Source organism: Ferrovibrio sp. (genome assembly GCF_965278975.1).
Taxonomy (GTDB): Bacteria; Pseudomonadota; Alphaproteobacteria; order Ferrovibrionales; family Ferrovibrionaceae; genus Ferrovibrio.
Map to the genome: position 1 here is coordinate 4,570,789 of NZ_OZ257126.1, position 12,667 is coordinate 4,583,455.

The following is a 12,667-nucleotide window of genomic DNA, read 5'->3' on the forward strand; positions in this document are numbered from 1 at the left end:
GGGTTGTGACCTTGATCCCCCTAGGCTGGCGAGACAAGAAGGAATCGGCCATGCACCGCACGCGGAATGTCAAAATCGTTGCCACCCTGGGCCCGGCCAGTTCGCAGCCGGAGCAGATTCGCGCCCTGGTAGAGGCTGGCGCCGATGTTTTTCGGCTGAATTTCAGCCATGGCAGCCATGACGACCACCGCGCCCGCATCCGCGCCGTCCGCGCCCTGGAACACGAAATGGGCCAGCCGATCGGATTGCTGGCCGATCTGCAGGGGCCGAAGCTGCGCATCGGCACCTTCAAGGATGGCGCCGTGGAACTGGTGGCCGGGCAGCGTTTCCGCCTCGATGGCGAAGCGGCACCGGGCGATTCGGGCCGCGTCGCCCTGCCCCACCCGGAGGTGATGGCGGCGCTGACACCCGGCACCGAATTGCTGCTGGATGATGGCAAGCTGCGGCTGAAAGTCGCCGCCACCGGCGGCGGCTGGGCCGAGGCCGAAGTGCTGGTCGGCGGGCGCCTGAGCGACCGCAAGGGCGTGAACCTGCCGGGCGCGCTGATCCCGATGAGTCCGCTGACGCCGAAGGACCGCGCCGATCTCGTGGTGGCGCTGGAGATGGGTGTCGACTGGGTGGCGCTGAGCTTCGTGCAGCGGCCCGAGGATCTGGAGGAAGCGCGCGGGCTGATCCAGGGCCGCGCGGCGTTGCTGGCCAAGATCGAGAAGCCGGCGGCGATCAGCTGCCTGCCGCAACTGGTGGAACTGGCCGATGCGCTGATGGTGGCGCGCGGCGATCTCGGCGTCGAAATGCCGCTGGCGGAAGTGCCGGGTTTGCAGAAGCGCATCGTGCGGCTGGCGCGGCGCGCCGGCAAGCCGGTGGTGGTCGCCACCCAGATGCTGGAAAGCATGATCAAGGCGCCGGTGCCGACGCGTGCCGAGGTCTCCGATGTCGCAACGGCTGTATATGATGGTGCGGATGCGCTGATGCTCTCGGCGGAAACCGCGTCCGGCGATCATCCGGTCGCCGCCGTCAGCACGATGGATTCGATTGCGGCACAGGTGGAGCGCGATCCGCATTATCGCGGCATCATGGATGCCGAACATGCCAGCCCGGACTCAACGTCTGCCGATGCGATCACGGCGGCGGCACGCCAGGTGGCGGAAACCATCAACGCGGTTGCCATCGTCACTTACACCATGTCCGGCTCCACTGCCTTGCGCGCGGCGCGCGAGCGGCCGAAATCGCCGATCCTCTGCCTCACGCCAGCTGTGGCCACGGCGCGGCGCCTGGCGCTGGCCTGGGGCGTCAATCCGGTGGTATCACCCGATGCGGTGGACTTCTCCGACATGGTGCAGCGGGCGGCCGCCATGGCGCGCGAAAGCGGCCTGGCGAAGCCGAACGATTACCTCGTCATCACCGCTGGCGTGCCGTTTGGCACGCCCGGCCGCACCAATGTGCTGCGCATCGCCAAGGCCTGACAATCATGACCACGATCCTGCTGCTGATCGGCTCCAATGTGCTGATGACTTTCGCCTGGTATTGGCACCTGAAATTCCCGGAACAGATTCTGTGGAAGGTGATCGCGATAAGCTGGGGTATCGCGCTGTTTGAATACTGCCTCGCCGTGCCAGCCAACCGCATCGGCTATAGCACCGGCGGCTTCACGGCGGCACAGCTCAAGATCACCCAGGAGGTGATCACGCTGGTCGTCTTCGCGCTGTTCTCGATCTTCTATCTGGGCGAGGCGATCCGCTGGAACTACGTCGCCGCCTTCGCCTGCCTGGTGGCGGCAGTGGTGTTCATCTTCAAGTTCTGAGGGATCAGAGCTCTGGAAACTCAGAGTTCCTTGGCGTCCAGCTTGCGCCGCACGTCCTTCAGCTTGTTGGCCATGTCCGCCAGATGCGGGTTGGCCGCCATGGCGCGGCGATAGGCTTTCAGGGCTTCCGGCAGGTTATCAAGCCGCTCCATGATCACGCCCAGGCCGGCCAGGGCGCCGAAATGGCGCGGCTCCAGCCGCAGGGTGCGCTCCACATCGGCCACCGAGGCGGCATAGTCCCCGGCCATGAAACGCACCGTGGCGCGCTTGTTATAGGCCTCGGCGAAATCGCCCTTCAGCTCGATCATGGCGGTGAAAATCTGGTCGGCGCGGTGCAGCTCGCCCTGGTTCATCAGCTGCACGCCGGATTGCAGCAGGCTGTCCAGCGTGTCGGAACCGGAAACGCCCCAGGCCTCCCAGATCTTGCGCTCGATCTGGCGGGCCTCGATCGGGTTCTCGGTTTCCTGCAGTTTCTCGAACAATACGTCGAGTGTCTCGGCTGCCCGCGCGGGCGCCGCGAAAATCAGCAAAAAAACCAGAAGACTCCAGCCGATCCGCATGGCGGTCAGGTTAATGCCGCATTTTTCCGGGGGCAAGACGGAATAAATCACATTCCCGCGCGTCTCACTTATCGAGGGCAGGACGTTTCAACCACCCATAAAAGGGGAACCGCATGACGATCAAAACCACCCTGGCCGGCCTCGGGCTGGCCCTGCTGCTGGCGGCCTGTGCCGCCGACATGGCGCCGGCCAAGCCCGGCAGCAGCGCCATTGGCAGCGTACTCACCGATGCCAAGGGCATGACGCTCTATACCTTCGACCGCGATGCCACGCCGGGCAAATCGGCCTGCAACGGGCCCTGCGCCACCAACTGGCCGCCGCTGATGGCGATGGCCGATGCCAAGGCGATGGGTGACTGGACGGTGATCACCCGCGATGATGGCGGCAAGCAATGGGCCTACAAGGGCAAGCCGCTTTATACCTGGGCCAAGGACACCAAGCCGGGCGACACCACCGGCGACGGCTTCCTCAACAATGCCTGGCATGCGGCCCGGCCCTGAGGCATCCTGCCGGCCTGGGTATTTCACCTGGGCCGGTTAGCCTTATGCTTTCGCCCTCCTGATGCTTTTTCGACGCCGTGAACCGCATTTGCTGGAAGCGGAGATTCCGCGCTTGCGGCGCTATGCCCGCACGCTGTGCCGCGATGCCACGCAGGCCGACGATCTGGTGCAGGAAAGCCTTGCCAAGGCATTGGCCGCCTGGGGCCAGCGCCGCGAGGATGGCGCATTGCGGCCCTGGCTGTTCGCCATCCTGCACAATACCTGGGCCAATGGCCTGCGCCGCGACTACACCCGGCCGGACGGCGTGGCGCTGGATGAAAGCGTGGATGAACCCGCAGTCAGCGGCGGTCAGATCGAACGGCTGGAATTGCTCGACTTGGCAGTGGCACTGGACCGCTTAAGCGAGGAGCAGCGCAGCCTGCTGCTGCTGGTCGCCGTGGAAGGATTGAGCTACGAGGAAGCCGCCCGCGTGCAGGGCGTGGCGCTCGGCACCGTGATGTCGCGCCTGACCCGCGCCCGCGACCGGCTGCACCGCCTGCTGCATGGCGAGAGCGATGCCGACCCGAACCGCCCGCGCCAGAAGGGCCCGAGCCTGAGGAGAGTGAAATGAGCGACCGCGACGAGACCATCGACGACGCGACGCTGCATGCCTATGTCGATGACCGGCTGAACGCCGCCGAGCGCGGCCGCGTCGAAGCCTATCTGCTGCGCAGCCCGGAAGCCGCCGCCCGCGTCACCGCCTGGCAGGAGCAGGCCGATGCGTTGCGCCAGCATTATGCGCCACAACTTGATGAAACGATGCCGGCTATGCTCGGTACCGTGTTCCTGCGCCCGACTTTCGCCGAGCGCACCGGCCGCCTGCTGCCGCGCATCGCCGCCCTGCTGCTGGTGGCGGCGCTTGGCGCCGGGCTTGGCTGGTGGGGCCGTGGCGCGGTTTCCGAACGCCATCCCCAGGTGGCAGCGGCGCCGCTATCGCGCGAAGCGGCGCGGGCGCATCTGCTCTATACGGCGGAAGTACTGCATCCGGTGGAAGTGCCGGCGGCAGAAGAAAAGCATCTCGTCGCCTGGCTCTCCAAGCGGCTCGGCACGCAATTGAAGGCGCCCTATCTGGCGGAAGCCGGTTTCAGCCTGATCGGCGGGCGCCTTCTGCCGGCGGCCAGCAATGGGGCCGCGGCGCAGTTCATGTACGAGAACAAGCGCGGCGAAAGGCTGACGCTCTATGTCCGCTCCGGCGAGCCCGGCACCGATACCGCCTTCCATTTCAACGAGCAGAATGGCGCCGCCGGTTTCTACTGGATCGATGGTGGCTACGGCTATGCCCTGGTCGGCGCGCTGGAACGCGACAAGCTGCTGCCGATTGCCCGCGCCGTGTATGCGCAGTTGAACTAAAACAACTCGACAATCGTCATGGCCCGCGAAGGCGGGCCATCCACGAGTTCTTCTTTTTAAAAAGCAAATCGTGGATGCCCCGGCCAAGCCGGGGCAAGACGATGTAGGTATGTATGGCGTTAACCCAGCAGGAAATGCGCGTGGGCGGCGGCGACCGGCTTGGCCGGATCATCCTGCCAGGCTTCGGCGCGTACATTCGCCACGCGGCGGCCATGCTTGGTGATGGTGGCGCGCGCAAACGTTTCCACCGGCTTGGCCGAGCGCAGGTAATCGACGCTCAAGTCGATGATCTTCGGGATCGTGTCGGTCTCTGCGGCGAAAATAAGCTGGATGATCGCCGCCGATTCCAGCAGCGCGCCGAGCACGCCGCCATGCAGAGCCGGCAGTTGCGCATTGCCGATCAGCTTCGGGTCGCCGGGCAGCACGCAGAGCGGCCCGCCTTCGCCCTTGCGCACCTGAAGCCCGAGAAAACGCAGATACGGCACCGCCTGCACGAAGCGGGCATAATCCTCGGCCTGGCGCGCCTCGCGGACGAAATTCTGCAAATCGCTGCTCATGCCGTCGGCTCCTTGCGGCGCGGATCCACCGCCGGCTTGTCGGACGAGCCGAGCATGAAGGTGGCGACGCAGGCAGCAATCAGATCGTCCGGCGCCTCGGCGTGATAGGCCCGCGCCCGCACGAAAGCGATGGTGCGGGTGATCTTGTAGCAATGGGCGGCGGCCAATAATTCCACCTCGGCCCGCGCCGGTTTCAGATAGTCGATGCGCAGATCCAGGGTGGCAATGGCCTGCAGCTTGCGGGTGCCGGCCAGCACCGCCATGCCACAGACGGTATCGATCAGCGCCGTGACCGCGCCGCCATGCAGCACGCCGGTGGTGGGGTCGCCCACCAGGTCTGGATTGTAGGGCAAGGCCATCACGGTATCTTCCGCCGCCATACTCACCAGCCGCATGCCGGTGGCGCCGCAATGCGGAATACCCTTGCGGATATAAGCATCGATGATTTTCGGGTCGACGCCGGCGGGATCGATCTCGCTCATGCCTCGTTCCGCCCGTGGTAATTGCGATACCATTCGACGAAGCGGGGTACACCGACATCGATCGGCGTGGTCGGCTCGAAACCGAGATCGTTACGGATCGCCTCGATATCGGCATAGGTCGATTTGACATCGCCGGGCTGCAACGGCAGCAGGCGCTTTTCCGCCTTACGGCCCAGGGCCTGCTCCAGCACCTCGATCAGGCGCAGCAATTCTTCCGGCTTGTTATTGCCGATATTGTAGACCTTGTATGGCCGGCCCTGCTCGTTCGGCGGCGCCGGATTATCCAGGCAGGCGATGATGCCGCGCACGATGTCGTCGATATAGGTGAAGTCGCGCTGCATGTCGCCGTGATTGAACACGTCGATCGGCTTGCCTTCCAGGATCGCCTTGGTGAACAGGTACATCGCCATGTCCGGCCGGCCCCAGGGGCCATAGACGGTGAAGAAGCGCAGCCCGGTCTGCGGAATATGGAACAGATGCGCATAGGCATGGCTGATCAGTTCGTCCGCCTTCTTGGTGGCGGCATAAAGCGATACCGGCTGATCGACACGATCTTCAACGGCAAACGGCAGCTTGGTATTGCCGCCATAGACCGAGGAAGACGAGGCATAGACCAGATGCTGCAGCTTCGGCCATTGCCGGCACAATTCCAGGATCGCGGTATGGCCCATCAGGTTGGCGCGGATATAAGCGAAGGGGTTGATCAGCGAATAGCGCACGCCGGCCTGGGCGGCGAGATGGACGACGCGGGTGACCGGCTCATGTGCCAGCGCCTCACGCATGGCATCCCAGTCGGCAATATCCAGCTTCAGGAAGCGGAAACCCTTGCGGCCCTGGAGGCGGGCCAGGCGGGCCTGCTTAAGCGCCGGATCGTAATAGTCATTCAGATTATCGACCCCGATGACCTCTTCCCCGCGCCCCAGCAGCACCTCGGCGACATGGTATCCGATGAAACCGGCGGCACCGGTGAGCAAAACGGTCATGGACAGGTCCTTATGCGGGCCGGAAAACCGCCTGGAACGCTCGCCCGGAACACGGGGCGGAACGCTTGGGCGTTGCCTCTCATTGACTATGGCGGGCTATCTACCAGAATCAAAGCAAAGAGCAACCGGCCCGGATAGCGCCTGCCAGGCGATAATAAAGCTATCGACTCAGGCCCCGGCTGGTTTATAATTAGGTCAGTATTGCTTACCTATTTGGTCCGAACCCCAGGGCCAGTGGCAATACGGCAGCAGGAGGAAAACGGGATGCTGACGAATGTCACGCTCGACGACAAATACACCCTGGAAAAGGGGCGTGTGTTCCTCACCGGCACCCAGGCGCTGGTGCGCCTCCCCATGCTGCAACGTAAGCGCGACCTGCTTGCCGGTCTGAATACCGGCTGCTTCATCTCCGGCTATCGCGGCTCGCCGCTCGGCATGTTCGATCAGCAGCTCTGGAAGGCACGCAAGTTCCTGAAAGAGAATCACATCCATTTTCAGCCCGGCCTGAATGAAGACATGGCCGCCACCTCGGTCTGGGGCAGCCAGCAGGTCGGCATGTTCCCGGGCGCGAATTACGATGGCGTATTCGGCGTCTGGTACGGCAAAGGCCCCGGCGTCGACCGCGCCATGGACGTGTTCAAGCATGCCAATTCGGCTGGCACCTCGCCTAATGGCGGCGTGCTGGCGCTGTGCGGCGACGATCACGGCGCTGCCTCGTCCACGCTGGCGCATCAGTCCGAGCACATGATGATGGCGGCGATGATTCCGATGCTGAATCCCGCCAGCGTTCAGGAATTCCTCGATTACGGCCTGATCGGCTGGGCGATGTCGCGCTATGCCGGCATCTGGGTCGGCTTCAAATGCCAGACCGAGACGGTGGAAAGCTCGGCCAGCGTTTCCATCGACCCGGAACGCCTGGTGCTGCAATACCCGACTGATTTCGCGATGCCGGAAGGCGGCCTCAATATCCGCTGGCCGGATGGCGTGCTGGATCAGGAACTGCGCCTGCAGCAGCACAAGGTCTATGCCGCGCTCGCCTTTGCACGCGCCAACAAGATCGACCGCGTGGTGATCGACAGCCCGCGCGCGCGCCTTGGCATCATCACCACCGGCAAGTCCTATCTCGATGTGCGCCAGGCCCTGGACGAACTCGGCATCGACGACAAGCTGGCGGCAGAAATCGGTATCCGGCTCTACAAGGTCGGCATGGTGTGGCCGCTGGAGCGCGAGGGCGCTCGGCATTTCGCGGAGGGGCTGGAGGAAGTCCTGGTCGTGGAAGAAAAGCGCGCCATGATCGAGAATCAGCTGAAGGAACAGCTCTACAATTGGCGCGAGGATGTGCGCCCGCGCGTGGTCGGCAAGTTCGACGAGAACCACGACTGGATCCTCCCCTCTGCCGGTGAGATCAATCCCGGCATGGTGGCCCGCGCCATCTATAATCGCATCAAGCGTTTCTACACCAATCCGCTGATGGAAGAGCGCATCGCCTTCCTGGAGCAGAAGGCGCGCGAGAAGAACGTGTTGAAGGTGACCACCCAGCGCACGCCGTATTTCTGCTCTGGCTGCCCGCACAACACCTCGACCCGCGTGCCGGAAGGCAGCCGCGCCGCCGCCGGCATCGGCTGCCATTTCATGGCGCTGTGGATGAACCGCGAAACCGCTACCTTCACCCAGATGGGTGGCGAAGGCGTGCCCTGGGTCGGCCAGGCGCCATTCACCAATGAAAAGCACATCTTCGCCAATCTCGGCGACGGCACCTATTTCCATTCCGGCCTGCTGGCGGTGCGCCAGTCCATCGCCGCCAAGGTGAACATCACCTACAAGATTCTCTACAACGATGCCGTGGCGATGACCGGCGGCCAGCAGCATGACGGCGTGCTGACCCCGGCCTCGATCACCCAGCAGGTCTATGGCGAAGGCGCCAAGAAGATCATTGTGGTGACCGACGATCCGGACAAGTATCCCGTTGACACGCCCTGGGCGCCGGGTGTCACCATCCGTCACCGCGACGAACTGGATGCCGTGCAGAAGGAACTGCGCGAGATTGAAGGCTGCACTGTGCTGGTCTACGACCAGACCTGCGCCGCCGAGAAGCGCCGCCGCCGCAAGCGCGGCACCTTCCCCGATCCGCAGAAACGCGCCTTCATCAATGATGCGGTGTGTGAAGGCTGCGGCGACTGTTCGGTGAAATCAAACTGCGTCTCGGTCGAGCCGCTGGAAACCGAACTGGGCCGCAAGCGCAAAATCAACCAATCGGCCTGTAACAAGGATTTCTCCTGCGTCAACGGCTTCTGCCCCTCCTTCGTCACCGTGCATGGCGGCCGCCTGAAGCGTGCCAAGGTGCAGGCGGGCAAGACCGGCCCTTCGGAAGCTGATATCGCGGCGATGATCGAGAAGCTGCCGAAGCCGGAAGTGCCGGGCCTGGAACAACCCTACAACATCCTGATCACCGGCATCGGCGGCACCGGCGTCGTCACCATCGGGCAGATTCTCGGCATGGCGGCGCATCTGGAAGGCTACGGCACCAGCGTGCTGGATTTCACCGGCCTGGCGCAGAAGAACGGCGCCGTGCTGAGCCATGTGCGCATCGCCAGCGACCCTCAAGACATCCACGCCGTGCGCGTGGCAGCCGGCGGCGCCGATCTGGTGCTGGGCTGCGACATGGTGGTGGCGGCCAGCCCCGATGCGCTCGACAAGATGCATAGCGGCGCCACCCGCGTGGTGATCAACAGCCACCGCACGCCAACCGCCGCCTTCACGCTCAACCCGAATATCCAGTTCGACGAGATCGGCATGGTGCAGGCGATCCGCAAGGCAGCGGGCGACAACCTGAGCGAATTCCTCGAAGGTACCCGCATCGCGACGGCGCTGATGGGCGATGCCATCGCCACCAACATGTTCATGCTCGGCTATGCCGTGCAGCGCGGCCTGATCCCGCTAAAATTGGAGGCCGTGCTCAAGGCCATCGAACTGAACGGCGCCACCGTGGAAGGCAATATCCGCGCCCTGAACTGGGGCCGGCTCTATGCCCAGGATCCGAAGCTGGTGGAAGGCATTGCGCGGCCGGCGATCCCGCCCGCCGAATTGCAGGTTTTCGCCACCAGCCTGGAAGATATCGTCGCCAAGCGGTACGACCTGCTGGTCGCCTACCAGGACAAGGCCTATGCCGAGAAGTACAAGGCCCTGGTGGAAAGCGTGCGCCAGGCGGAAACCGCCAAGGCCAAGGGCTTCACCGGCCTGGCCGAAACCGTGGCGCGCTATGCCTACAAGCTGATGGCCTACAAGGACGAATACGAAGTGGCGCGGCTTTACACCGACGGCGACTTCAAGGCCAAGCTGAACGCGCAGTTCGAGGGCGACTTCACCCTGGAATTCCACCTGGCGCCGCCGCTGCTGACCAAGGATGACCCGCAGACCGGCCTGCCGAAGAAGATGCAGTTCGGCCCCTGGATGCTGAAGGCTTTCGGCCTGCTGGCCCGCTTCAAGCATCTGCGCGGCACGGCGCTGGATATCTTCGGCTATACCGAGGAACGCAAGACGGAGCGCCAGCTGATCAAGGATTACGAAAAACTGCTGGCCGAACTCTGCGCCAACCTCACCCCGGCCAATCATGCGCTGGCGCTGGAACTGGCGGCGATCCCGGAAGAAATCCGCGGCTACGGCCATGTGAAGCTGAAGCATTTGCAGGCGGCGAAGGAAAAGGAAGCCGCCCTGCTCGCCAGCTTCCGCAATCCGGCGCCGCTGGCGAGCGCAGCGGAGTAGTCACCTCATCTTTGTCATGCCGGCGAAAGCCGGCATCCCATTTCGCTCAGTAAATGGGACCTTCGCTTTCGCGAAGGTGACAACTACGCATAAAGTTGCCATTTCCCTCACGGCATGCCGCTACGGCATTACCACAAAGGTAATTGCCAAGCCGCCGGAGCCATGGCCTGATTGCGCCATGAGCGAACCGATCATCCTCACCCGTGGCAACGGCACGCGCTTCACCCTCACGGTCTATCCGGCAGCGGCGGCTTCAGCCCCCGCCATCTTGATCCAACCGGCAATGGGCGTGCAGGCCGGCTATTACAGCCTGCTGGCCGAAGCCTTGCAGGCAGCGGGCTACAATGTCGGCGTCTCGGAACTGCGCGGCCATGAAGCCGCCGCCGATGCGCCTCGCCCCGGCCATGGCTATGATTTCAGCTACCACGACATGCTGCATGAGGATTGGCCACTGGCCGCGCAGGCGATGCAAGCCCGTTTCCCTGCATCCAAATTCTACCTGCTCGGCCACAGCCTGGGCGGCCAGATCAGCAACCTCTATGCCAGCACCGGGCCGGCGAAACTTGATGGCCTGATCATCATCGCCGCCTGTTCGGTGCATTGGAAACTCTGGGGCTTCTCCTTCCTGCTCTACAGCCAGGTGGCCGGTCAGATCGGCCGCGTGCTCGGGCATTTCCCGGGCAAACGTTTCCGCTTCGCCGGCCGCGAGGCCAGCGGCGTGATGCGCGACTGGGCACGCCAGGCACGCACCGGCCGCTTCATGCTCGGCAATCCGCGCGTCGATTACGAACCGAAGCTCGCCGCAGTGACGCTGCCGGTGCTGGCGATTTCATTGCAGGGCGATTTCTTCGCGCCACGCCACACGATGGATGCCCTGATCGGCAAGATGTCCAATGCCGCCCTCACCCGCATCCATCTCGATCCCAAGGCATTGGGCTTCGACAAGATTGATCATTTCCGCTGGGTGCGGCAGCCGGCCCTGGTGATGCCGGACGTGACCAAATGGCTGGAAGCTCAGCGCGCCTAGCTCAGCGGCCCTCGTAGCATTTCACCTTGGTGACTTCGCCGCTGTCGGTTTCGGTGCTCGGCTCGCGGGAGTATTCGCCTATCCTGCAGGCTATTGCTCGCAAAGCATCACTTTAATCGCACAATTTCTTTTTTCCACTACAACCACCGGAGCGCCTCCGATCTCTCCTACGGGTAAATAGTAAGAAATTGTCCAGACGTCACCATCGTCTTTTATCTGGGAACTTAACCGAGAGAGATTGCCAGAAGACGTGAATACCTTACGAATTGCTTGATCCGCTATGGTAAGCGCATCCTGTTCAGTGCACATTGCTCGCTCCCAAGCATATAAATGCTCAAATAAAATGCCCTCTACAAATCCCCTACCTTGGCATTACCAGGAATATTTTGCCCTTATGCCATTATAGCCGCTCCGATGAGAGGATGCGCCGTAGCGGTTTACACTGGAAAGGCCTATAGACGATCCGAATGATAGCATGGTGTGGTGCTGAAACCTGATCCGGGAGAGCTAGCGACCCTCGTAGCATTTCACCTTGGTGACTTCGCCGCTGTCGGTTTCGGTGCTCGGCTCGCGGTAGATTTCCATGGTGCCGCGATTGCGCAGCTTACATTCGCCGAGCGGCAGCCAGGACGACAGCAAAATCACATAGATGAATTCGCCCGAGCCGAGGCGGTCCGGCGCGCAATAGCGCGTCACTTCCCGTGGCTTGGAGTTGACCGTGGAATGGACGCGGCCTTCCCGCTTGATGCGGATCGGCCAATTATATTGCGTCAGGTTGGCGACGGTGACGCAGGCCTGGGCATCATCGGTGATGATCGGCGGTCGGCCCTGCGCCAAAACGGGAAGAGCCGGCAGCAGCGCGGCGACGACGCTAAGGGCTAGCGCGGCGCCGCGTGGCATCTCACTCCGCCGCCTCTTGCATGCCGAGTGCGTCCATATAGACATCGAGCAGTTCGTTCTGCTCGGCCAGATCGGCCTTGTCCATTTTGCGCAGGCGGATCACCTGGCGCAGGATCTTGACGTCGAAGCCATGGCCCTTGGCCTCGGCATAGACTTCCTTCACGTCGTCGGCCAGCGCCTTCTTCTCTTCTTCCAGGCGCTCGATGCGCATGACGAGCTGCTTGAGCTGGTCGGCGGCGAAATTGCCGGTCTTCAACTTGGTGGCCATGACTGTCCTCGGGATAGGCGGAATTCCAGGGGCGGATTATAGCCGAGGCGGCCCGGCGCGGAACCGCCGCGCCTTAGTTATCCACAAGCAACATGACACCTTGTGGGCAACCTCAGTGGTTATGCGCCTTCTGGGTGTCGGCGAATTTCGCCTTCTGCTCGGCAGAGGCTTCCTTCTGGTATTTCGCCTGCCATTCCGGGTAGGGCATGCCGTAGACGATCTCGCGCGCTGCCATCTTGTCCAGCGTCAGGCCCTTCTGCTCGGCGGCGGCCTGATACCAGTTGGACAGGCAGTTGCGGCAGAAACCGGCCAGATTCATCAAGTCGATATTCTGCACATCGCTGCGTTCCGAGAGATGCTGGAGCAGGCGGCGGAAAGCGGCAGCTTCCAGCTCGGTACGGGTCTTGTCGTCGATGGCCTGGGTCATAAGCCCCTCCT

At 63.1% G+C, this 12,667-nt stretch carries 14 protein-coding genes; 7 read left to right on the forward strand and 7 right to left on the reverse strand.

The genetic code is table 11. The annotated features are described in order from the left end of the window. The first annotated feature begins 50 nt into the window (after positions 1-50). Both pyk and ACQY7X_RS22075 read left to right on the forward strand, forming a co-directional pair. Entirely contained in the window at positions 51-1,463 is a 1,413-nt protein-coding gene (gene pyk, locus ACQY7X_RS22070) for a pyruvate kinase (protein ID WP_428247645.1), read from the forward strand. Positions 1,464-1,468: 5 nt separating this feature from the next. Beyond that, positions 1,469-1,801, forward strand: coding sequence for a DMT family protein (locus tag ACQY7X_RS22075; RefSeq protein WP_428247646.1), 333 nt, complete (start codon positions 1,469-1,471; stop codon positions 1,799-1,801). 20 nt (positions 1,802-1,821) lie between these two features. Here ACQY7X_RS22075 and ACQY7X_RS22080 read toward each other — a convergent pair whose 3' ends face one another. Then, positions 1,822-2,331, reverse strand: coding sequence for a tetratricopeptide repeat protein (locus tag ACQY7X_RS22080; protein ID WP_428247647.1), 510 nt, complete (start codon positions 2,329-2,331; stop codon positions 1,822-1,824). Between the two features lie 143 nt (positions 2,332-2,474). Here ACQY7X_RS22080 and ACQY7X_RS22085 point away from each other — a divergent pair, with 143 nt between their 5' ends. The 3 genes from ACQY7X_RS22085 (at position 2,475) to ACQY7X_RS22095 (ending at position 4,250) form a co-directional block, all read left to right on the forward strand. Then, positions 2,475-2,861, forward strand: coding sequence for a COG4315 family predicted lipoprotein (locus ACQY7X_RS22085; protein WP_428247648.1), 387 nt, complete (start codon positions 2,475-2,477; stop codon positions 2,859-2,861). 61 nt (positions 2,862-2,922) lie between these two features. Next, a complete protein-coding gene (locus ACQY7X_RS22090) occupies positions 2,923-3,471 on the forward strand; it encodes a sigma-70 family RNA polymerase sigma factor (RefSeq protein ID WP_428247649.1) in 549 nt (182 codons plus the stop codon). Then, complete coding sequence (locus tag ACQY7X_RS22095; protein ID WP_428247650.1) at positions 3,468-4,250, forward strand: anti-sigma factor family protein; 783 nt, start codon at positions 3,468-3,470, stop codon at positions 4,248-4,250. Before ACQY7X_RS22090 ends, ACQY7X_RS22095 begins: the two co-directional genes overlap by 4 nt. Positions 4,251-4,369: 119 nt before the next feature. On the opposite strand, the gene ACQY7X_RS22100 is transcribed toward ACQY7X_RS22095, so the two are convergent. Genes ACQY7X_RS22100 through ACQY7X_RS22110 form a run of 3 tightly spaced genes read right to left on the reverse strand, consistent with a single transcriptional unit; the run spans position 4,370 to position 6,272 of the window. Then, the gene (locus ACQY7X_RS22100) at positions 4,370-4,807 is read right to left on the reverse strand and encodes a PaaI family thioesterase (protein ID WP_428247651.1); all 438 of its coding nucleotides are present in this window, start codon (positions 4,805-4,807) and stop codon (positions 4,370-4,372) included. Continuing rightward, positions 4,804-5,289, reverse strand: coding sequence for a PaaI family thioesterase (locus ACQY7X_RS22105; RefSeq protein ID WP_428247652.1), 486 nt, complete (start codon positions 5,287-5,289; stop codon positions 4,804-4,806). The genes ACQY7X_RS22100 and ACQY7X_RS22105 overlap by 4 nt, the downstream gene beginning before the upstream one ends. Then, a complete protein-coding gene (locus ACQY7X_RS22110; protein ID WP_428247653.1) occupies positions 5,286-6,272 on the reverse strand; it encodes an NAD-dependent epimerase in 987 nt (328 codons plus the stop codon). The genes ACQY7X_RS22105 and ACQY7X_RS22110 overlap by 4 nt, the downstream gene beginning before the upstream one ends. 264 nt (positions 6,273-6,536) lie before the next feature. Here ACQY7X_RS22110 and ACQY7X_RS22115 point away from each other — a divergent pair, with 264 nt between their 5' ends. Beyond that, a complete protein-coding gene (locus ACQY7X_RS22115; RefSeq protein WP_428247654.1) occupies positions 6,537-10,034 on the forward strand; it encodes an indolepyruvate ferredoxin oxidoreductase family protein in 3,498 nt (1,165 codons plus the stop codon). Positions 10,035-10,212: 178 nt separating this feature from the next. Continuing rightward, positions 10,213-11,061 carry an alpha/beta hydrolase family protein gene (locus tag ACQY7X_RS22120; RefSeq protein ID WP_428247655.1) on the forward strand — a complete coding sequence of 283 codons (849 nt, stop codon included), beginning with the start codon at positions 10,213-10,215 and terminating at the stop codon, positions 11,059-11,061. A 507-nt stretch (positions 11,062-11,568) separates the two neighbouring features. Here the strand turns inward: ACQY7X_RS22120 and ACQY7X_RS22125 are convergent. From ACQY7X_RS22125 to ACQY7X_RS22135, 3 genes are all read right to left on the reverse strand, one after another. After that, complete coding sequence (locus tag ACQY7X_RS22125; protein WP_428247656.1) at positions 11,569-11,961, reverse strand: hypothetical protein; 393 nt, start codon at positions 11,959-11,961, stop codon at positions 11,569-11,571. A 1-nt stretch (position 11,962) separates the two neighbouring features. Then, a complete protein-coding gene (locus ACQY7X_RS22130; protein ID WP_428247657.1) occupies positions 11,963-12,229 on the reverse strand; it encodes a DUF2312 domain-containing protein in 267 nt (88 codons plus the stop codon). 112 nt (positions 12,230-12,341) lie between these two features. Further along, the gene (locus ACQY7X_RS22135; RefSeq protein ID WP_428247658.1) at positions 12,342-12,656 is read right to left on the reverse strand and encodes a DUF1244 domain-containing protein; all 315 of its coding nucleotides are present in this window, start codon (positions 12,654-12,656) and stop codon (positions 12,342-12,344) included. Positions 12,657-12,667: the final 11 nt, after the last annotated feature.